Annotated in this window: 18 protein-coding genes; 7 read left to right on the forward strand and 11 right to left on the reverse strand. The window is 64.3% G+C overall.

Features of this window, described 5'->3' with window-relative positions:
- The first annotated feature begins 173 nt into the window (after window positions 1-173).
- The 3 genes from JQ587_RS19950 to JQ587_RS19960 all read left to right on the forward strand — a co-directional run bounded on the left by JQ587_RS19950 (window position 174) and on the right by JQ587_RS19960 (window position 4242).
- Window positions 174-1670, forward strand: a complete 1497-nt coding sequence (locus JQ587_RS19950; RefSeq protein WP_212426352.1) for a D-alanyl-D-alanine carboxypeptidase family protein — start codon at window positions 174-176, stop codon at window positions 1668-1670.
- Between the two features lie 195 nt (window positions 1671-1865).
- Window positions 1866-3551, forward strand: a complete 1686-nt coding sequence (locus JQ587_RS19955) for a long-chain fatty acid--CoA ligase (protein WP_212426353.1) — start codon at window positions 1866-1868, stop codon at window positions 3549-3551.
- 205 nt (window positions 3552-3756) lie between these two features.
- Window positions 3757-4242, forward strand: coding sequence for a peroxiredoxin (locus JQ587_RS19960; protein WP_212298478.1), 486 nt, complete (start codon window positions 3757-3759; stop codon window positions 4240-4242).
- 108 nt (window positions 4243-4350) lie between these two features.
- Here the strand turns inward: JQ587_RS19960 and rnhA are convergent, their stop codons facing one another.
- The 3 genes from rnhA to ispH are packed head-to-tail and all read right to left on the reverse strand — an operon-like array spanning window position 4351 to window position 6770.
- Window positions 4351-4815 carry a ribonuclease HI gene (gene rnhA, locus JQ587_RS19965; protein ID WP_212298479.1) on the reverse strand — a complete coding sequence of 155 codons (465 nt, stop codon included), beginning with the start codon at window positions 4813-4815 and terminating at the stop codon, window positions 4351-4353.
- Window positions 4812-5795 (reverse strand): homoserine kinase, encoded by a 984-nt coding sequence (locus JQ587_RS19970; protein WP_212426354.1) that lies wholly within the window; start codon window positions 5793-5795, stop codon window positions 4812-4814. The genes rnhA and JQ587_RS19970 overlap by 4 nt, the downstream gene beginning before the upstream one ends.
- A 6-nt stretch (window positions 5796-5801) precedes the next feature.
- Window positions 5802-6770 (reverse strand): 4-hydroxy-3-methylbut-2-enyl diphosphate reductase, encoded by a 969-nt coding sequence (gene ispH, locus JQ587_RS19975; RefSeq protein WP_212298481.1) that lies wholly within the window; start codon window positions 6768-6770, stop codon window positions 5802-5804.
- Window positions 6771-7036: 266 nt separating this feature from the next.
- On the opposite strand from ispH, the gene JQ587_RS19980 reads away from it, so the two are divergent.
- Both JQ587_RS19980 and JQ587_RS19985 read left to right on the forward strand, forming a co-directional pair.
- Window positions 7037-7732, forward strand: coding sequence for a DUF1013 domain-containing protein (locus JQ587_RS19980; RefSeq protein WP_212298482.1), 696 nt, complete (start codon window positions 7037-7039; stop codon window positions 7730-7732).
- Between the two features lie 139 nt (window positions 7733-7871).
- The gene (locus tag JQ587_RS19985; RefSeq protein ID WP_212298656.1) at window positions 7872-8057 is read left to right on the forward strand and encodes a hypothetical protein; all 186 of its coding nucleotides are present in this window, start codon (window positions 7872-7874) and stop codon (window positions 8055-8057) included.
- 119 nt (window positions 8058-8176) lie between these two features.
- On the opposite strand, the gene JQ587_RS19990 is transcribed toward JQ587_RS19985, so the two are convergent.
- From JQ587_RS19990 to JQ587_RS20010, 5 genes are all read right to left on the reverse strand, one after another.
- A complete protein-coding gene (locus JQ587_RS19990) occupies window positions 8177-8923 on the reverse strand; it encodes an OmpW/AlkL family protein (protein ID WP_212426355.1) in 747 nt (248 codons plus the stop codon).
- A 180-nt stretch (window positions 8924-9103) separates the two neighbouring features.
- Window positions 9104-9373, reverse strand: a complete 270-nt coding sequence (locus JQ587_RS19995) for a hypothetical protein (protein WP_212426356.1) — start codon at window positions 9371-9373, stop codon at window positions 9104-9106.
- Window positions 9374-9552: 179 nt separating this feature from the next.
- Window positions 9553-11463 (reverse strand): propionyl-CoA synthetase, encoded by a 1911-nt coding sequence (locus JQ587_RS20000; protein ID WP_212426357.1) that lies wholly within the window; start codon window positions 11461-11463, stop codon window positions 9553-9555.
- A 303-nt stretch (window positions 11464-11766) separates the two neighbouring features.
- Entirely contained in the window at window positions 11767-13137 is a 1371-nt protein-coding gene (locus JQ587_RS20005) for a tetratricopeptide repeat protein (RefSeq protein ID WP_212426358.1), read from the reverse strand.
- A 111-nt stretch (window positions 13138-13248) separates the two neighbouring features.
- Window positions 13249-14013: a tetratricopeptide repeat protein gene (locus JQ587_RS20010; protein WP_212426359.1), complete on the reverse strand. Its 765-nt coding sequence runs from the start codon at window positions 14011-14013 to the stop codon at window positions 13249-13251.
- 103 nt (window positions 14014-14116) lie between these two features.
- Here JQ587_RS20010 and JQ587_RS20015 point away from each other — a divergent pair, with 103 nt between their 5' ends.
- Window positions 14117-15661: a cation:proton antiporter gene (locus JQ587_RS20015; protein ID WP_212426360.1), complete on the forward strand. Its 1545-nt coding sequence runs from the start codon at window positions 14117-14119 to the stop codon at window positions 15659-15661.
- Between the two features lie 117 nt (window positions 15662-15778).
- Complete coding sequence (locus tag JQ587_RS20020) at window positions 15779-16549, forward strand: hypothetical protein (RefSeq protein WP_212426361.1); 771 nt, start codon at window positions 15779-15781, stop codon at window positions 16547-16549.
- A gap of 69 nt (window positions 16550-16618) precedes the next feature.
- Here JQ587_RS20020 and JQ587_RS20025 read toward each other — a convergent pair whose 3' ends face one another.
- The 3 genes from JQ587_RS20025 to JQ587_RS20035 are packed head-to-tail and all read right to left on the reverse strand — an operon-like array spanning window position 16619 to window position 19932.
- Window positions 16619-17425 carry an SDR family NAD(P)-dependent oxidoreductase gene (locus JQ587_RS20025; protein ID WP_212426362.1) on the reverse strand — a complete coding sequence of 269 codons (807 nt, stop codon included), beginning with the start codon at window positions 17423-17425 and terminating at the stop codon, window positions 16619-16621.
- A 12-nt stretch (window positions 17426-17437) separates the two neighbouring features.
- Entirely contained in the window at window positions 17438-17857 is a 420-nt protein-coding gene (locus JQ587_RS20030; RefSeq protein ID WP_212426363.1) for a DUF1850 domain-containing protein, read from the reverse strand.
- Window positions 17818-19932: a TRAP transporter permease gene (locus JQ587_RS20035; RefSeq protein ID WP_212426364.1), complete on the reverse strand. Its 2115-nt coding sequence runs from the start codon at window positions 19930-19932 to the stop codon at window positions 17818-17820. Before JQ587_RS20035 ends, JQ587_RS20030 begins: the two co-directional genes overlap by 40 nt.
- Window positions 19933-20048 lie beyond the last annotated feature (116 nt).

Raw genomic sequence — 20048 nt, forward strand, 5'->3', positions numbered from 1 at the left:
CGTCGAAATTCGGCCTACTTCGTTGCGGAATACGCGGCAGAAGCCCCTATTCTCGACGCACGAGCCGGTATAGGTTTGCGCTGCCGCGAGCGGCGGCGCTGGATTTCAGAACCGAACATCAGATCACGAGGGCCGCCCGTATCAGGCGGTTCTCCAAGGACCGGAATCGGATAGTGCACGCCTTTCGCCCGCTGCTTCGCAAATCCCTGTTCAATCTGTTCGCTGCGACGCTCGCCGTCGGTGCGCTCATGGCACCGCGCCTCGCCAAGGCCGAAGCGCTGCTGCTGATCGAGGCCGACAGCGGCAAGGTGCTGCAGGCGGAGAATGCGACCATTCCCTGGTATCCGGCCTCGGTCACCAAGATCATGACCGCCTATGTGACGCTCAAGGCGGTGAAGGACGGCAAGATCTCACTCGACACGCTGGTCACGGTGTCGCCGATGGCAGCCTCGCAATCGCCGTCGAAGATGGGGTTCCGTCCGGGAACGCAACTCACCATCGACAACGCACTGAAGATGATGATGGTCAAGTCGGCGAACGACATGGCCGTGGTGCTGGCAGAAGGCGTCGGCGGCTCGATCGACGGCTTCTCCGCGATGATGAACGACACCGCGAAGCGGCTCGGCATGACGCAGACGAGCTACGTCAATCCGAACGGCCTGCCGGCCGACGGCCAGATCACCTCGGCGCGCGACCTCGGCATTCTCGCCCGCTCGTTCCTGCGCGACCTGCCGGAATACGAGTATTTCGTGCATATCCCGGCGATCCGCTTCGGCAAGCGCGTCACCGGTAATTTCAACAAGTTGATCGGCCGCTATCCCGGCGCCGACGGATTCAAGACAGGCTTCATCTGCGCCTCCGGCTACAACCTCGTGGCATCGGCCACGCGCAACGGCCGCCGGCTGATCGCCGTGGTGCTCGGCGCCAACTCCGGTACCGCGCGCGCGGTGAAGGCGGCGCAGCTGCTCGAGCGCGGCTTCGGCCAGGACAATCTGTCGTGGCTGCGCCCCTCGCTCGGCACCGTCGAGAACCTCGTGCCGGTGGACGCCTCGCCGCCGAACCTGCGTGAAGAAATGTGCGGCGGTCACCGCAAGCGTCCGGCCAGCGACGACGACGACGCGCTGATCGCGACCAATGGCGGTACCAGCGGATCGGGCTCCGCGACCGGCGGCGAAGCCCAGGTGACCTTCTTCACCGCAGGACTCCAGCCGCCGCTGATGAAGGCGTCGGAGCTGATGGCCTCGGCGCCTGCGGCCGCAGAGCCCGTGCTGGTCTACACCGGCCCGACCCGCACCGGCGCCGCCCTGGTCGCGGCGGTCGCAGCCGATGCCGACCAGCAGAACCCTCCGAAGGCGCGCGGCAAGAAGACGCGTATCGCCAAGAAGCCCGACACCGGCAGCGATGCCAAGCCTGACGCCAAGACTGACGCCAAGACTGACGCCAAGACTGACGCCAAGACTGGCACCAAGACGGCTGCGGCGAAACCGGCAGCCGCCAAGCCCGATGCTTCGGCCAAGGGCGATGCAAAGGGCGAAGCCAAAACCGCAGCAAAGCCGGCGGCAAGCAAGCATGCCGCCGCCAAGCCCGCAGAGAAGCCGGCGAGCGGCGATGCCAAGCCGGCCAAGCCCAAGGCCGCCACCAAGCCGAAGCCCGCGCCCAACAACAGCTAGGTTAACGGGCCGAGCCCGCCAGGCGGCGTCTGCACTTCGCACCTGCGGCAGCGATTTGCGACGATTCCAGTAGCCACTCTCCAGCCTTTGCCCTAAGCCTCGACCGCTTGCCAGCCGTTCAGGCAGGCTCGATACTGCCGGCAATGAGGCAAGCCCGAGACACAACGGGCTCTGGTGCAAGAGAGGGGAGTTTCCATGGAGCGCATCTGGCTCAAGCAATATCCACCCGGCGTGCCCGCCGATATCGAGCCGACGCAATACGCATCGCTGGTCGACCTTCTTGAGGAGAGCTTTGCGAAGTTCGCAGACCGCAAGGCGTTCATCTGCATGGACAAGGCGATCACCTATCGCGACCTCGACCAGATGTCGCTGGCGCTCGCCACCTATTTGCAGGGACGCGGCCTGCAGCGCGGCGCCCGCGTCGCGATCATGATGCCGAACGTGCTGCAATATCCGATCGCCACCGCCGCGGTGCTGCGCGCCGGGTTTGCGGTCGTCAACGTCAATCCGCTCTACACCCCGCGCGAGCTCGAGCATCAGCTCAAGGATTCCGGCGCCGAAGCCGTCATCGTGCTGGAGAACTTTGCCCACACCGTCGAGCAGGTGATTGCGAAGACGCCGATGAAGCACGTCATCGTCGCCAGCATGGGCGATCTGCTCGGCTTCAAGGGCGTGATCGTCAATCTCGTCGTCCGCCGCGTCAAGAAGATGGTACCGGCCTGGTCGCTGCCGGGCGCGGTCTCGTTCAACGACGCACTGTCGGCCGGCCGTGGCCAGACCTTCAACAAGCCGAAACTGTCGCCCGGCGACGTAGCCTTCCTGCAATATACCGGCGGCACAACCGGCGTCTCCAAGGGCGCCACGCTGCTCCACCGCAACATCGTCGCCAACGTGCTGCAGAACGATGCCTGGCTGCAGCCGGCGCTCAATGCGCCGCCGCATGTCGAGCAGCTCATGATCGTCTGCGCGCTGCCGCTCTACCATATCTTCGCGCTGACAGCCTGCTACCTACTCGCAGTGCGGGCCGGCGGCTGCAATCTCTTGATCCCGAATCCGCGCGACATCGCCGGCTTCGTCAAGGAGCTCGCCAAGTACCAGGTCAACAGCTTCCCGGCCGTCAACACGCTCTACAACGGCTTGATGCATCATCCTGACTTCAAGAAGCTGGACTTCTCCAAGCTCAAGATCTCGAACGGCGGCGGCATGGCCGTGCAGCGCCCGGTCGCCGAGCAGTGGAAGGCCGTGACCGGCTGCTTCATCGCTGAGGGCTACGGCCTGTCGGAGACTTCGCCGACGCTGACCTGCAATCCCGCGACCACGACCGAATTCTCCGGATCGATCGGCATTCCCGTGCCCTCAACCTGGATCTCGATCCGCGACGACGACGGCAACGAGGTCCCGCTCGGCCAGCCCGGCGAGATCTGCGCCAAGGGCCCGCAGGTGATGTCAGGCTATTGGAACAGGCCGGAGGAAACCGCGAAAGTGATGACCGCGGACGGCTATTTCCGCACCGGCGACATCGGCGTGATGGACGAGAAGGGCTACACCAAGATCGTGGATCGCAAGAAGGACATGATCCTGGTCTCCGGCTTCAACGTCTATCCGAACGAGATCGAGGAAGTGATCGCGAGCCATCCGGGCGTGCTGGAATGCGCGGTGATCGGCATTCCCGATTCCAAATCGGGCGAGGCGGTAAAGGCCTTTGTGGTGAAGAAGGATCCGAACCTCACTGCCGAAGCCGTGATCAAATTCTGTCATGAGCAGCTGACGGGCTACAAGGTGCCGAAGCACATCGAATTCCGCACCGACCTGCCCAAGACCAATGTCGGCAAGATCCTGCGCCGACAGCTCCGCGACGAGAAGAAGGCCGAGGCCGCGTAAGTCTTCACCGTCGTTCCAGGGCGCACGCGTCGGTGTGAGCCCGGGTGCGCAATTGCGCACCCGAGAATCTCGAGATTCCGGGGCCGGTGCTTCGCACCGCCCCGGAATGACGCGCCCGTCCCCTCATCACACCTCTTTGAAGCCGTTTCCCTCGGCCGGTAAAATGTTCTAGAACGGCCCCGCCCCTTTTTCAGGAGAAACGACGATGGCAATCCAAGTTGGCGACAAGCTGCCCGAGGCGAAATTCCGCGTGATGACGGCGGAAGGCCCGCAGGTGAAGACCACCGACGATATCTTCAAGGGCAAGAAGGTGGCGCTGTTCGCGGTGCCCGGCGCCTATACCGGCACCTGTCACAAGATGCATCTGCCGAGCATCTTCCTCAACGCCTACGCCATGAAGGACAAGGGCGTCGACACCATTGCGATCGTCTCCGTCAACGACGCCTTCGTCATGAACGCCTGGAAGCGCGACACCGACCAGCGCGACGAGGCGATCTTCCTCGCCGACGGCAATGCCGACTTCGCCAAGGCGATCGGCATGGAGCTCGATGCTTCCGGCAACGGCCTCGGCATCCGTTCCAAGCGCTACTCGATGCTGGTCGAGGACGGCGTGGTCAAGAAGCTGAACCTGGAGGCGATGCCCGGCAAGGTCGAGGTGTCCGGCGGCGATACGCTGCTGGGACAGCTGTAAGCTTTAGCCGCAGGCTGATGTCATTCCGGGGCGCGCCAAGCGCGACCCGGAATCTCGAGATTCCGGGTTCGGTGCTACGCACCGCCCCGGAATGACGGAGCAGAGGTCCTACTCCGCCACCCGCTGCTGCAACCTTGCCTTCACAATCCCGTCGCGCGCCAGCTGATCGGCCCGCTCATTCTCGGGGTGCCCAGCGTGGCCTTTGACCCAATGCCAGCGCACCTCATGCGCCTTCAACGCAGCGTCGAGGCGCTGCCATAGCTCGACATTCTTCACCGGCTTCTTGTCGGCGGTGCGCCAGCCATTGCGCTTCCAGCCGTGGATCCAGCCGGTGATGCCCTGCCGGACATATTGGCTGTCGGTATAGAGATCGACGGTGCACGGCTTCTTCAGCGCTTCAAGCGCGGAGATCGCCGCCATCAATTCCATCTGGTTGTTGGTGGTGTGGCGCTCGCCGCCGTTCAGCTCTTTTTCCTTGTCGCCGAACTTCAGGATTGCGCCCCAGCCGCCGGGCCCGGGATTTCCCGAGCACGCGCCATCGGTGAAGATCGTGACATTGGGGAGCTCGCTCACGCGACCAGTCCTGACGGCATCAGCCCGTAGTCGCGCGCACTCGTCACGCTCTGGTGAAAGCGCAGCTTGCGGACATATTCCAGCGGATCCTTCGGCTTGACCAGCGCGCCGGGCGGCACATTGAGCCAATCCACCAGCCGCGTCAGCAGGAAGCGGATCGCGGCGCCACGCGCGAGCAGCGGCAGCGCGGCCTCTTCCGCCTCCGAGAGCTTCCGCACCCGGCCGTAAGCATTGAGGAAGGCGCGCGCCTTGGTGACGTTGAAGGAATGATCCGGCTCGAAGCACCAGGCGTTGAGGCAGATCGCGACGTCATAGGCCAGCATGTCATTGCAGGCGAAAGTGAAGTCGATGATCCCCGAGAGCTTGTCGCCGAGAAAGAAGACGTTGTCGTTGAAGAGATCGGCGTGGATCACACCTTCGGGCAGGCTGCTCGGCCAGACGCCGCTCGAGAGATGGTCGAGCTCGGCTGCGAGGAAGGCGCGCAGTCCCGGCTGGACCTCGTCGGCGCGGTCCGCCGCCGCATCGAACAGCGGCCGCCAGCCCGCGACCGACAGCGCGTTGGCACGCTTGATCGCGAAATTGGCGCCGGCCAGATGCAACCTGGCGAGCCCGTCGCCGACACCGGCGCAATGGGCTACGTTGGGCTTGCGCGGCCACATGCCTTCGAGAAAGGTGATGATCGCGGCAGGCCGCCCCGACAGCTCGCGCAGCGCCTCGCCATCCCTCGCCTTCACCGGCAGAGGGCAATTGACGCCGTGCTCGGCCAGATGCGTCATCAATGCGAGGAAGAACGGCAAATCGTTCTTCGCAACGCGCTTTTCATAGAGCGTGAGAATGAACGAGCCTTTGCTCGTATGCAGCAGGAAGTTGGTGTTTTCGACGCCCTCGGCGATGCCCTTATAGGAGAGCAGCTCGCCGAGATCGTATTGCCTCAGGAAATCCGCAAGCTCGTCGGCGGCAACGTCGGTGTAGACCGCCATAAAGGTCTACTCGGCGGCGGCTTCGGGGCGCACCTGGCGCGGCAACGGGAAGAACTCGTTCTCTTCCGCGGCCGAGACCGTCTCCACATGCAGCGTGTAGCGCTCGGCGAACGCGTCCATGATCTCCTCGACGATCACTTCCGGCGCCGAGGCACCCGCGGTGATGCCGAGGCTCGAAATATTGCCGAACTTGTCCCAGTCGATGTCGGCGGCGCGCTGCGCCAGCACTGCGATCTTGCAGCCCTCGCGCTCGGCGACCTCGCGCAGACGCTGCGAGTTCGACGAATTGGGGGCACCGACAACGATGAGCGCGTCGACCACCGGCGCCACCTTCTTCACCGCGAGCTGGCGGTTGGTGGTGGCGTAGCAGATGTCTTCCTTGTGCGGGCCGTTGATGTTCGGAAAGCGCTCCTTGAGCAGCGCCACGATCTCCGCAGTGTCGTCGATCGACAGCGTGGTCTGGGTCACGAAGGCGAGGTTATTCGGGTCCTTCGGATTGATGGTCTTGGCGTCCTCGGCGGTCTCGATCAGGGTGACGGCGCCGACCGGAAGCTGGCCGAGCGTGCCGACCACTTCAGGATGATGCGAATGACCAATCAGGAAGATCTCGCGGCCGCGCTTGAAATGAATCGCCGCCTCGCGGTGCACCTTGGTCACCAGCGGGCAGGTCGCATCCAGCGAGAACAAATTGCGGGAGGTGGCGTCGGCCGGAACCGACTTCGGCACGCCATGGGCAGAGAAAACCACCGGCGCGGTGGCGTTTTCCGGGATTTCGGCGAGCTCCTCGACGAAGATCGCACCTTTCTTCTTCAACCCATCGACGACGTACTTGTTGTGCACAATCTCGTGGCGAACATAGACGGGAGCGCCATACTTATCGAGCGCCCGTTCCACGGTGTCGATCGCCCGGACCACCCCGGCGCAGAAGCCACGGGGAGAACAAAGCACGATCTTGAGGTCTGGTTTGGCTGACATTGAGCGATCTCGGGACCGAATCACCCGTTTCGCCTTCCGGCGGGGGCGGTCGATGGGTGGAAAGGGGCTAAAAACGGTCTGCTTGGACTTTACAGCGACTTCAGAGGGAATTGGCCCCCCTTTCGGGCGCTGTCAAGGCACTATCTATAGCAGAACCATTGCGTGGCTACCCCCTCCGGGCTTATATAGCGCGAATTCCCTGTCATCGCTGATGACCACCGGTTTCGCCTCCTGAGGGGGTGGGCGAAGCACAAAGGAGATTTGCCATGAGCAACGCACCTCTGATGCCCAAGGCGACCGCCGTCTGGCTGCTCGACAACACCGCGCTGACCTTCGACCAGGTCGCCGATTTCACCAAGATGCATCCCCTTGAGGTGCGCGCGATCGCCGACGGCGACGCCGCCCAGGGCATCAAGGGCATGGATCCCCTCTCCAACGGCCAGCTGACCCGCGAGGAGATCGAGAAGGGCGAGAAGAACCCGGACTACCGCCTCCGCCTCCAGGAGAGCAAGGTGGTGTTGCCGCCGCAGCCCAAGCGCAAGGGCCCACGCTACACCCCGGTGTCGCGCCGCCACGAGCGCCCCAGCGCCATCCTCTGGCTGCTGCGCAGCCATCCGGAGCTGAAGGACGCCCAGGTGATGCGCCTGGTCGGCACCACCAAGAGCACGATTGCCAGCGTTCGCGACCGCACCCACTGGAATACGTCCCAACTGACGCCGATCGACCCCGTCACCCTCGGCCTCTGCTCGCAGATCGAGCTCGATTTCGAAGTGGCGCGCGCGGCCAAGGAAAAGCCGATCGACGCAGCCTATGGCGGCGCCACTCTGCTCCCGGCCTCCGAGACCACCAAGAAGGACGAGTACGAGCCGTCGGAGAAGTCGAGCGACGACCTCAACGTCGACGCCGTGTTCGCCAAGCTGAAGACCCTCGGCGGCAAGAAGCACGAGGAAGAGGAGGAGTAGTCCTCCTTCTTCCTTCGTCATTGCGGGCAAACGCGGCGGAGCGATCCGCCGCGTTTTGTTTTCGAATGGAGATTTGGTGGCGCGGCTGCGGGGAACCATGCAGCTGCCGTCGCATTATTTCCAATCCGGAGGATCTGCGATGCGGGCTGACGAAGACCATTTTGCGGTGATGCTGGGACGCGCTGTCCTCGCAGCCTGGGGGGATATGCCCCGGGATATCCAGGAAGCACTGTTCGAAATTGCCCTCAAAGACCGCCCCGGCGATCGCGACGCACTGGCGAAGTTATTGCATGAGCGGCATCCGCGAACGGTGCACGCGGGATAGCGGTATCTCCGCTCGTGAAGCGAATACGACGATGCCGTCTCTCAGGGATGATCTCGGACGAATCGAACGGGAAAGTATTGCCGCGGCGCCGGGTGCCCCCACCCGGCGCCGCAGGAGCGTTAGAACTTGTAAGTGACACCGCCGCCGACGAGCCACGGATCAATATGCGCGCTGCCGGTGACGGGCAGCCCGCTCACGGTCGCGCTGTAGTCCGGCCGCAGCCAGAGCTTCTTCACGTCGACGTTGAGGCCCCAGTGCCGGTCGAGCATGTAGTCGAAGCCGAACTGAACGGCGCCGCCCCAGGCGTTGCTGACATGCAGGGACGTGGTTGTTGCAACGATTGCGGGCGGCCCGGCGATGGCAGCGGGCGTGTTGGCGGCCGAGTTGTTGAAGAACACCGTGTAGTTCACGCCGGCGCCGACATAAGGCTTGAACGCGCCGAAATTGTCGAAGTGATATTGCAGCGTCAGCGTCGGCGGCAGCAGCGTGGTCTTGCCGACAGGCAGATTCGCAAGCGAGCCGGTGCCGCTGATCGAATGCCTGGTCACGCCGAGGATCAGCTCGGCCGCGATGTTCTTCGTGAAGAAGTAACTGATATCGAGCTCAGGCACCGCCTGGTTGCTGATCGAGAGGCCCGAGGTCGGCGACGACAGCGACGGCACGCCGGCGACATTGACGGTCGAGCCGCCCGCATCCGGCAACACGCCGAGCACGCGCAGACGGACCATCCAAGGATTGAAGCTCTCAACGGGTGGCGGCGCTTTCGTGTAAACCGGCAGATCGGCCGCCTGCGCAGCGCCAGCCGTCACCGCGACCATCGCACCAAGCGTCGCGAGCCGCGCCAGGTTTCTCATCGTTCTCTGCATTGCATTCCCCTTCAGCCATGTCGCGCTTCGTTGCGCGACGCCCGCGTCAGAGCAGAAAGGGAACGAGGAAGGATTTGATGCCGATCAAATCAGCGCAGACACGTCGCGATTTGGCCACGACGTTGCAGATGTGCCACGAGATGCGCGATTGCCGTGCGCAGGATAGTTCCGCAGCCGGCGTCAGGGCCGGTCGGGATGGTTCAGCATGTATTCACCGAGATCGCGCTGACGGCGGTCGGCACGGGCGGTGGCGGCGCTGCGCTGCACGTCGCGGTCCTTGCGGCAGGCCACGTATTCCGGCGAGCCCTGCGCATAGCCGCGGCTCTGGCACACCGCATCATCGTCGTCGCCCCCCATCGCGGTCGGCGTCTGGTAACGCGCCGAGCAGGCGGAGAGAGCGATGGCGAGAGCCACTGCAATGAGCAGGCGCGACGTGGTAGCGAGTGGCATGCAAGGTCCCCTGTTGGCGGCCCCTGTTTAGCGCGGAATGCGGAGAATGTAAGTCGGCAAGCCCATCATTCCGGGATGGTGCGTAGGCACCAGACCCGGAATCTCAAGATCCTCAGGTGCGCAATTGCTCACCTGAGTCTAGTTCGGTCCTGCGAACCGCCCCAAGGTGACGCCTCGCGTCACACCCTCCCCTTCAGCGCATCGCCGATCTCGTCCAGCACCTTGGGGTCCTCGATCGTGGCCGGCATGGACCAGGCCTCGCCGTCGGCGATCTTCTTGATGGTGCCGCGCAAGATCTTGCCCGAGCGCGTCTTGGGCAGGCGGCCGACGGTGATGGCGAGCTTGAAGGCGGCGACGGGCCCAAGCTTGTCGCGCACCAGCGCGATGATCTCCTTCTCGATCTCGGCGGGCGATCGTTTCACGCCGGCCTTCAGCACCAGGAAGCCGCAGGGAACCTCGCCCTTGATCGCATCCTTGACGCCGAGCACGGCGCATTCGGCGACATCGGGATGCGATGCCAGGATCTCCTCCATGCCGCCCGTGGACAGACGGTGGCCGGCGACGTTGATGATGTCGTCGGTGCGACCCATGACGAAGACATAGCCGTCCTCGTCCTTGTAGCCGGCGTCCGAGGTTTTGTAGTAGCCGGGAAATTCGCTCAGGTAAGCTTCCTTGAAGCGCGCGTCCTGATTCCACAGCGTCGGCAGGCAACCCGGCGGCATCGGCAGCTTGATGACGATCGATCCCATGGTGTTGGGACCGACTGGCTTCGCGGCCTCGTCGACGACGTCGACTTGGTAGCCCGGCATCGGCACCGTCGGCGAGCCATGCTTGACCGGCAGCACCCCCAAGCCCACAGGATTACCGGCGATGCACCAGCCCGTCTCGGTCTGCCACCAGTGATCGATCACCGGCACCTTCAGCTGCTGCTCCGCCCACTCCACCGTCGGCGGATCGGCGCGCTCACCGGCGAGGAACAGGGTCCGGAATTTCGACAGATCATATTGCCGGATGTACTTGCCTTCCGGATCCTCCTTCCGGATCGCGCGGAATGCGGTCGGCGCGGTGAACAAGGCCACAGCCTTGTGCTCTGAGATCACACGCCAGAACGCACCGGCATCGGGCGTGCCGATCGGCTTGCCCTCATACATGATCGAGGTCGCGCCATGCAGCAGCGGGCCGTAGACGATGTAGCTGTGGCCGACCACCCAGCCGATGTCGGAGCCGCACCACCAAACCTCTCCCGGCTTGACGCCATAGAGGTTGAACATCGACCATTTCACGGCAACCAGATGCCCGCCATTGTCGCGCACGACGCCCTTGGGGATACCGGTCGTGCCCGACGTATAGAGAATGTAGAGCGGATCGGTCGCAGCAACCGGCACGCAAGGCGCTTTCTTGCCATCGTTCATGGCCTTACGTCGCAGGCTGGCCCAATCATAGTCGCGCTTCGGCGTGAGGTCGCAGACGAACTGCGGCCGCTGCAATATGATGCAGGCCGCGGGCTTCGCAGAAGCGAGCTTGATCGCCTCGTCCAGCAGCGGCTTGTATTGCACGATACGACCAGGCTCGATGCCGCAGCTTGCGGAGAGAATGAGTTTCGGCTGCGCATCGTCGATGCGGGTCGCGAGCTCCTTTGCGGCAAAGCCGCCGAATACCACGGAATGCACCGCGCCGATGCGCGCGCAGGCGAGCATCGCAACCACGGCCTCCGGCACCATTGGCATATAGAGAATGACGCGGTCGCCCTTGACGACGCCAAAATCCTGCATGATAGCGGCGAGCGCCTGCACCTCGGCCAGCAATTCGGCATAGGTGAACTTGGTGACCGAGCCCGCCAGCGGCGAGTCGTGTATCAGGGCCACCTGGTCGGCGCGGCCGCGTTCGACATGGCGATCGAGCGCATTGTAGCAGGTGTTGACGACGCCGCCGGCGAACCAGCGGCCGTAGACGCCTTGCGCGGGGTCAAAGATCGTCTTCGGCGGCTCGATCCAGTCAATCTCTTTGGCAGCCTCGGCCCAAAAACCCTGAGGATCGGCCAGCGAGCGCGCATGGACCTCGTGATATTTGCTCTGCACTTGGCTGTTCATTCCCGCGCTCCCGTTCCCCTTATCGGCCTCACCTGAACCTTGCGGCAGGACCGGCGTCCCGCCATGACAGGGATCAAGTATGGGCCTTGTTTGGGAGCTATTTTCCCGGGAACGGGCCGCGGTTCAAGCCGAAAAGACCCCATCCTCTCCCTCTCCCCGTTCTTACGGGGAGAGGGTCGGGGGGTGAGGGGGCTGTTTCGGCGGGCAAAGTGAGAATTGGATTCGCGGAGGGCCCCCTCACCCGGAATTTGCTACGCAAACTCCGGCCTCTCCCCGCACGCGGGGGAGAGGCGAAGAAAGCGCCTACCCCTCCATCGCGTTCAGCCGCTGCAACCGGTCCTGCATGACCTTCTTCAGGTCGTAGCCGGGGCGGCGGAAGCTGGCGTCGCGGGTGGCGAGGAACTCATGCTGGGATTTGCGCAGATCGGCCGCCGAGCGCCGGTTCATCGATTTCAGCACGCGCTCAAAGGCCTCGGCGAGTTGGCGGTCGAGCGCACCCAATTGCGGATCGGCGCAGATCACCTTCTCCACCTCACGCTTGGCATTGGCGCAATCGAATGACGGGCCGTTGCCGGAATTCGCGGCCAGCGGCTGCGGCGCCTCGGCGCCGAACTTCGCGATCTCCGCCATCATGGTGCGGCGGCCGTCTGCCGCGTTCGTATTGCCGGGGTCGAGCCGCAGCGCCGTCTCGTAATCGGCCAGCGCCTTCTTGCGCTCGCCCATCTTGGTATAGAGCACCGCATTGTTGTAGGTCTTCGCAAAATTCGGATCGAGCTTCAGCGCGGCCTCGTAATCGCCAAGCGCGGCGCCAAACTCACCCTTGAACTGATAGGAATCGCCGCGGTTGGTGAAGAAGTTCGGCCGCGGCGCCAGCCTTAAGGCCTGCTCGTAATCGGCAATCGCCTTGTCGTAGTCTTTCATAGCGGCATAAGAGAGACCGCGATTGTCGTAATATTCCGGCACCTTCGGATCGAGCCTGATCGCCTCACTGTCATCGGCAATCGACTTGTCGAGCTGGCCGAGCTTCTTGTAGGCGGCGCCGCGATTGGTGTAGCTCCGCGCCCGGTTCGGGTCGAGCCTCAGCGCCTCGCTGAGATCGGCGACCGCCTTGTCGTTGTCTCCGTTGAGATAAAAGGTTGCGCCGCGGTCGGACCAGGCCTGCGCATAATCCGGCTTCAGCTTGATCGCTTGGTCGTAGTCGGCGATCGCGCGGTCGAGCCGGCGCTGGTTGGTGTAGGCGACGCCGCGCAGCTCATAGGCTTCGGCATCTGCGGGATCGAGCTCGATTGCCTTGCTGAGATCGGACGTGGCGCGATTGAGATCCCCGCCCGCCTCCCGCAACAGGTCGCCGCGCAGGCGCCAGGCCCGCGCGTTCTTGCCGTCCAGCGCAATGGCGCGGTCTATGTCCCGCAGCGCCTGCGTGAGACCGCCTGATGTCCGCGCATTGGCATCCGCCCGGACCAGCAGCGCCGCGACGCGCTCGGAATTCGGGTTCGAAGTCTGGTCGATGATGGCGCTGCACGCCGGGATGATCTCCGCCGGTGCCGCCTTGCTGCCCGTCACGCAATCGGCTGCGGCCGCCGCCGGGGCGGCGAGGACAAGGCTGATTGCTGCACCGAGGAGGAAGGTGCGCAGCGGATTTCTGGATATCTGCGCGGAACAACGCGTGCGCATGCCGAAGCACTCCATGGCATCAGGTTTTCACCATTGTCGCGGCGGGCGAGGGATGGGTTCAAGTCGGGCCCGTCTACCCGGGCATGACGCCCCTTCGAGCGGCGAAGGACCTCAATACCCGTCCACCCCGTTCAGCCGTTGCAGCCGCTCCTGCATCGCCTTCTTCAAGTCATATCCCGGACGGCCAAAGCCGGCATTGCGGCGGGCGATGAAATCATCCTGCTCGCGCTGGAGAGTCTTTGCTTCACCCGCATTGCGCGCCTCGCGCAGCACGCGTGCATTGGCGGCATAAACCTCACGGTCGAGATCGGCTAGCTCGCGATTTGCGCAGATCGCCTTCTCGACGGGGCGGCGCACGCCTGCGCAATTGAAGCTGGGCTTGCCGGCGACCGCCATCTGCGCCCCGATCCGCTCGAGCTCGCGCGCCATCGCCCTGTGATTGGCCTTGGCCTTTTCGTGGTTCGGATCAATCCGGAGCGCCGCGCCGAAATCCTGCACCGCCTTCGGCTTGTCACCCTTCTTCAACCAAAGCTCGCCGCGCGCGTTGAAGACGTCGGCCAGCGTGGGATCGAGCAGCAGGGCGCGGCTGTCGTCGGCGATGGCCCGGTCGATCTGATCATGCCGTGCAAAGAGCCCGCCACGCGCGACCAGCGCCTTGATCAGGTCGGGCTTTGCGGTCTTCTCGTTGTCGATGACGGCTGCGCAGGCCGGGCCTGCTCTGTCCATGTCATCGGCCGTGACGGCGGCCAGGCATGCCGCGACGTCAACCTGCACGACGGCGGCCGGCTCGCCGCCAGTCGCAGCCTTGGCCGGGCCGGGCCAGAGTGCCGAGAGCATCAGAGCGGCCGACAATTGAATGAGTTTTTGAAAACGCATGCTCATTGCAGTCGGAAAATCTTGCCTCGAGGCCATACTATCCATCATACGGCCGGATTGGTGCTAGCTTGTAGCGCCGCTCAATTCGGTATCGGGGACCAATTTGTCGACATTCGAATGGATCATAGTGCTTCTGCTTGGCGCCGTTGCATTATCGGCGCTGGCGCGGCGGATCAAGGTCCCCTACCCGACCTTTCTCGCGATCGGCGGCGCGCTGATCGCCTTCGTGCCGAACAGCCCGTCCTGGACGTTGGAGCCGGATCTGGCGTTGGCCCTTTTTGTCGCACCGGTCCTGCTCGATGCCGCGTTCGACACGTCGCTGCGCGATCTGCGCAACAACTGGGTTCCGGTCTCGACCCTGGTCGTGGCCGCCGTCGGCCTGACCACGGCCGGCGTCGCCTATGTTGCACATCGGCTGATGCCTGACATGCCCTGGGCCGCGGCGGTGGCGCTCGGCGCCATCGTCGCGCCGCCGGATGCCGCGGCTGCAGTCGCGATCCTGAGTCAGGTGCAGCTGCCCTATCGCATGGTGAAGGTGTTGGAAGGCGAGAGCCTGCTCAACGATGCGACCGCACTCCTGATCTATCGCATCGCCGTCGGCGCGGTCGTCACCCAGCATCTAACGTGGAGCCAGGTCGCGCCGACCATGGCGCTGGCGCTGGTCGGCAGCGCCATCGCAGGTCTCGTCGCAGCCCGCCTCATCCCGCCCATCATGGAACGCGTGACGGAAGCACCGAGCGCCATCATCGTTCAGTTCGCCACCACCTTCATGATCTGGATCGGCGCCGAGCATCTCGGTCTCTCCGGCATCCTCACTATCGTCGTTTACGCCATCAGCATCGCGCGCACGGCGGGAGAGCGCATGCCGGCTCGGCTGCGGGTGCCCTCGTATGCAGTGTGGGAAACGACGGTGTTCGTGCTCAACGTGCTCGCCTTCATGCTGATCGGCATGCAGATGCGGCCGATCTGGACGCGGCTGGACGCCGACGTGCGCTGGGAATATTGCGTGGCCGCGGCCTCGGTCCTGCTCACGGTGGTGCTGGTGCGGCTGCTCTGGGTGACGTTCTACCGCACGACCCTGCGTGTGCTGGTTGCGCAAGGGATCTATCATCCGAAAGACCCGAGAGCCGTCGCCTCGCCCAAGGGCGGTCTCATCATCTCATGGTGCGGCATGCGCGGCCTCGTCACGCTCGCCACCGCATTCGCGCTGCCGGAGAACTTTCCCTATCGCGACTTCATCGTCTTCGTCGCCTTCGCGGTGGTGCTGGGATCGCTGGTGATCCAGGGCCTGACGCTGCGGCCGCTGATCCTGGCCTTCGGCCTCAAGGACGACGATCCCGTCGGCATCGAGGTCGCACGCGCCCGCACGATTGCCTATCGCGCCGCGCTCGATGCGATCGAGGACGATCCGTCGGAGGAAGCCGAAATCCTCAGGCTCGAATACCGCGCCGTCCTGATGCAGGCCGACGACGATCCGCACGGCGGCATCGCCAATGGCGAACTGCCCGCCGATCCCCTGCGCCGCCGCGCCATCTCGGCTGCGCGGAAATCGATCTTCGACCTCCGCGCCACCGAAGTGATCGGTGATGACGCGTTCCATCGGATCGAGGAAGAGCTGGATCGGGCGGAGTTGAGCGCCGGGGGATAGATCGACAACCTCCGCTGTCGTCCCGGACAAGCGAAGCGCATATTGCGCGCGCCCCGGGACGACGTTGGAGGGGCGTCTGGCGTTGAACCAAACCCTGCCTCCCTAGACTCATTCCAGATGACGACCCTGATCGACGACCGTCGTGTACGCGCGCGTGATGCGCCGCCCGCACGATATTTTTACCTTCACATGGCGCTGGCCTGCGCGGCCACCGCCTTCCTTGGCTTCGCACCGACCTATTGGATGCCGCTCGCCCACCGGACGTTTTCCGCAAGTCCGGTGATCCATTTTCACGGATTCTTGTTCTTCACCTGGACGCTCTATTTCGTGCTGCAGACCTGGCTCGCAGCCTCGGGACGCGTCGTCAATCATCGTTCGCTCGGGATTGCCGGCGTCTCGCTCGCGACCGCGATGACGATCTTCGGCTTCCTCGCCTCGGTACATGTGATGCAGCATTCCGCCGCGCTTGGACAGAAGGATGCGGGCATAGCCTTCTCGATTGTGCCGATGAGCGGAATCGCGTTCTTCGCGTTGGTGTTCGTGCTCGCCATCATGAACACGCGCCGGCCGGAGATCCACAAGCGCTTGATGCTGCTCGGCGCGGTCTCGATCCTCGATGCCGCGATCGCGCGCTGGTTCCTGACTTTCCTCGCTCCTCCGGGACCGCCCGGCCCGCCGCCGGTGCCGGTGACGATCGCCCCGGCCGTGGTCGCTTCGCTTCTGCTCGTCGTCGCCATGGTGCGCGACTGGCGCACCGAAGGCCGCGTGCATCCCGTCTACATCTACGGTACGCTCGCGATGCTGGCGGTGAAGGTGTTGAACTGGCCAATCAGCGAAAGCGCGGCGTGGCACGCATTCGCCGGCGGAATTCTGGCGCTGGCGCAATAGCGGCCGCTGTCGACCCGGACAAGCGCAGCGAAGCGGAGCGCCGATCCGGGACGACGACGGAGGCCGGAGCTACGCCCCCGCCTTGCACGTGATCCCGCCATCGACCACGAGCTCGATACCCGTCACATATTTCGACTCGTCCGACGCCAGGAACAGCGCCGCGTTGGCGACGTCGAAGGCGTCGCCCATATGGCCCATCGGCACCTGGGCGTCGCGGGCGCGCCACATCGCCTCGACATCGCCCTTGGCGTAGCTGTTGGCGAGGCCTGCGGAATGCTCGACCATCGGCGTCTTCATCAGGCCGGGCAGGATCGCGTTCACCCGCACATGATGCCGCGCAAACTCGATCGCGGTGGTGCGCGTCATCTGGTTCATCGCCGCCTTCGAGGTGCCGTAGGTGACGTAGGAGATGCCCATGTGACGGATCGAGGCGATCGAGGAGATGTTGATGATCGAGCCGCCGCCCTGTTTCACCATGACGGGAATGACGTGCTTCATGGCGAAATAAGCGCTCTTGAGGTTGACGGCGAAGACGCGGTCCCAGCTCTCCTCGGAGACCTCGACCACGCTGCCCATCTCGGCGATGCCGACATTGTTGTCGAGCACGTCGATCCGGCCATAAGTCTTCAGGCACGCCGCGACCATCGCCTCGATCTCGGCGGACCGTGACACGTCGGCGGTGAACGCCGTCGCCTTACCGCCTTCGCCGGTGATGATCTTTGCGGTCTCCTCAGCGGCGGCGCCGTTGCGGTCGACGCAAAAAACCTGCGCGCCCTCGCGCGCAAAGGTCACTGCGGTTGCCTTGCCGTTGCCCCAGCCGGGGCCGATCGAGCCGGCACCCACGACCATCGCAACCTTGCCCTTGAGCCGGTCCATCGCATGTCTCCCTTATTTCTGCTGTTCGTCGCAGATGCTCATCTTGGTGACGTTAGCACCGATGGGATGGCCGACAATCTGCGAAAGCGTCCGGCAGCTTCCGTCATGGCATAGCCGCCATTCCCCGGCCGCGCCGGAATTGCCGAGCACCACTTCCTGCATCGGGGCACGCGCGGGCTTCCATTGAAACCAGCCGTCGATCAGCCGCGCCTCGGGCGGCGGCTCCATGCCGGGGCCGGTGCCCTTGACGCGGGCCTGCACCAGCTCGAGGCCCGCAGGCGTGACGCGCCAGTCTTCCTGCCAGTCGACTTTCGCGATCGAATGTGTCCACACCAGCGTGAACGCCGACAGCGCCAGCGCCTTCACGCCCCCGGCTGTTGCGAAGCAGAGGCTCACACCGCCTCGACCGCTGCCGGCGGACGCTGCCGCCATTGCCACAGCACGAGCGCCGCCGAGAGCACAAAGCCGGCGGTGTCGCTGAACGGGAAGTCGCCGAGCAGGCACAGCGCGGCGCCGAGCGCCACCAGGCGCTCGATCAGCGTGAGCCGCGTAAACAGGAAGCCGATCGCGACCATGCCGAACAGCGCAATCGCCACCAGCGCCTTGAAGCTCGCAAGCGCCACCGCACCGTAGAAGCCGAGCTTCGCCGCCATGGGGTCACCGGCCTGCAGCATCAAGGCCGGCGAGTAGACGAAGATGAACGGGATAACGTAGCCGGCGAGCGCGATGCGCATCGCCTCCCAGCCGATCTTGTCCGGATTTTCCTTCGCGATGGGCGCCGCGGCAAGGGCCGCGAGCGCGACCGGCGGCGAGAGGTCGGCCATGATGCCGTAATAGAACGCGAACATGTGGCTCGCGATCAGGGGCACGCCGAGCTTCGCCAGCGCCGGCGCGGCAAGTGCGGCGGTGATGATGTAGGTCGGGATGGTCGGGATGCCGGTGCCGAGCAGGATCGACAGCAGCATGGTCATGATCAGCGCCAGGAACAGGCTCTTCTCGCCCAGACCGATCACCCAGCTGCCAAAGATTGTGCCGACGCCGGTCTGCGACATCATGCCGATGATGACGCCGACGATGGCGCAAGCCATGCCGACGGTGATCGCGGATTTAGCACTTTCGGCCAAGGCATCGCGGCATTCGCGCAGGGCTTTGAGGCCGCCACGAATGAAGCCCGTGATCACGATCAGGCCGACCACGACGCTCGCGACCGGCACGATCTGGAAACCGTCGCGCGACAGCGCGGCGACGACGAGCGCGAGCCCGATCCAGAAGATATAGCGGATCACCATCGAGGAGGCGCCCGTCGTGATGGCGGTGCCGAGGATCAACGTCACCGTCAGCGCAAGGCCCATGCTGCCGGCATAGAGCGGCGTGAAGCCCTCGAACAGCATGTAAACGAGCGCTGCGAGCGGCAGCACGAGGTACCAGCGCGTCACCAGCGCCTTCCAGGCGCTCGGGATCTCCGAGCGCTTCATGCCGACGAGGCCATGCTTTCCGGCTTCGAGATGCACCATCCAGAAGGCCGAGGCGAAATAGAGCACCGCCGGAATAGCGGCGGCCTTCACGATCTCGGAGTACTGGACGCCGAGCGTCTCCGCCATGATGAAGGCGACCGCGCCCATCACCGGCGGCATGATCTGCCCGCCCATCGAGGCCGTCGCCTCGACGCCGGCGGCAAACGCGCGGCGGTAGCCGAACCTGATCATCAGGGGAATGGTGAACTGGCCGACCGTGACGACGTTGGCGACGCCGGAGCCGGAGATGGTGCCCATCATGCCCGAGGCGAACACGGCGACCTTGGCGGGGCCACCGCGGGTGCGGCCGAACAGGCCGAGCGAGACGTCGGTGAAGAGCTGGATCATACCGGCACGTTCCAGGAACGAGCCGAACAGGATGAACAGGAAAATGTAGGTCGCCGAGACGTAGACCGGCACGCCGTAAAAGCCTTCGGTGCCGTAGGACAGGTGCGTGACGATCTGGTCGAAATCATATCCGCGATGGTTGAGCGGCGACGGCAGGTACTGCCCGAAGAACCAGTAGACAAGACACGCGCCGCACATCAGCGGCAGCGCCCCGCCCATCAGGCGCCGCGTGCCCTCGAAGATCAGCACCGCGAGCAGCGTCCCGACGGCGAGGTCGAGTTTGGTCGGATCGCCGTCACGCGCGATCAAATCGGCATAGAAGATCCATTGATAGAGCCCGCAGAAGAAGCCGGCGGCACCGATCACCCAGCCGAGCGTGCGGCCAAAATTGCTCTTCGCGGTGAAGTTGGCGATCAGGCCGAAGGTAAGCAGGATGAGAAAGCCGACATGGACGCCGCGCACCACCTGGCTCGGCAGATAGTTGAAGGCGGCGACATAGAGCTGGAAGGTCGCAAAGGCGATGCCGATCCAATAGGCGAGCGCGCCCCACCAGCCGGGGCCAAACCCTTCCGGAAAACCGTGCTCGAAATTGTCGAACTCGACCTTGATCGGCGCCGCGCCGGTGCCCTCTGCCTTTTCCAGCATTTTTAGATCGCCCCAGTCCAGCCTATTCAAATCATAGCAGCAGCAGGATCCTATCGGATCATCATGGCCGGGCTTGTCCCGGCCATCCACCGCCTGCGGTGCCTTCCAAGAACGTG

This window comes from Bradyrhizobium manausense (genome assembly GCF_018130615.1).
Classification (GTDB): domain Bacteria; phylum Pseudomonadota; class Alphaproteobacteria; order Rhizobiales; family Xanthobacteraceae; genus Bradyrhizobium; species Bradyrhizobium manausense_A.

Coding starts and splice junctions, on each gene's coding strand:
- JQ587_RS19955 (WP_212426353.1), top strand. CDS start 1,866: ATGGAGCGCATCTGGCTCAAGCAATATCCACCCGGCGTGCCCGCCGAT.
- JQ587_RS19960 (WP_212298478.1), top strand. CDS start 3,757: ATGGCAATCCAAGTTGGCGACAAGCTGCCCGAGGCGAAATTCCGCGTG.
- JQ587_RS19970 (WP_212426354.1), bottom strand. CDS start 5,795: ATGGCGGTCTACACCGACGTTGCCGCCGACGAGCTTGCGGATTTCCTG.
- ispH (WP_212298481.1), bottom strand. CDS start 6,770: ATGTCAGCCAAACCAGACCTCAAGATCGTGCTTTGTTCTCCCCGTGGC.
- JQ587_RS19980 (WP_212298482.1), top strand. CDS start 7,037: ATGAGCAACGCACCTCTGATGCCCAAGGCGACCGCCGTCTGGCTGCTC.
- JQ587_RS19985 (WP_212298656.1), top strand. CDS start 7,872: ATGCGGGCTGACGAAGACCATTTTGCGGTGATGCTGGGACGCGCTGTC.
- JQ587_RS19990 (WP_212426355.1), bottom strand. CDS start 8,923: ATGCAGAGAACGATGAGAAACCTGGCGCGGCTCGCGACGCTTGGTGCG.
- JQ587_RS19995 (WP_212426356.1), bottom strand. CDS start 9,373: ATGCCACTCGCTACCACGTCGCGCCTGCTCATTGCAGTGGCTCTCGCC.
- JQ587_RS20000 (WP_212426357.1), bottom strand. CDS start 11,463: ATGAACAGCCAAGTGCAGAGCAAATATCACGAGGTCCATGCGCGCTCG.
- JQ587_RS20005 (WP_212426358.1), bottom strand. CDS start 13,137: ATGCGCACGCGTTGTTCCGCGCAGATATCCAGAAATCCGCTGCGCACC.
- JQ587_RS20010 (WP_212426359.1), bottom strand. CDS start 14,013: ATGCGTTTTCAAAAACTCATTCAATTGTCGGCCGCTCTGATGCTCTCG.
- JQ587_RS20020 (WP_212426361.1), top strand. CDS start 15,779: ATGACGACCCTGATCGACGACCGTCGTGTACGCGCGCGTGATGCGCCG.
- JQ587_RS20025 (WP_212426362.1), bottom strand. CDS start 17,425: ATGGACCGGCTCAAGGGCAAGGTTGCGATGGTCGTGGGTGCCGGCTCG.
- JQ587_RS20030 (WP_212426363.1), bottom strand. CDS start 17,857: ATGGCGGCAGCGTCCGCCGGCAGCGGTCGAGGCGGTGTGAGCCTCTGC.
- JQ587_RS20035 (WP_212426364.1), bottom strand. CDS start 19,932: ATGCTGGAAAAGGCAGAGGGCACCGGCGCGGCGCCGATCAAGGTCGAG.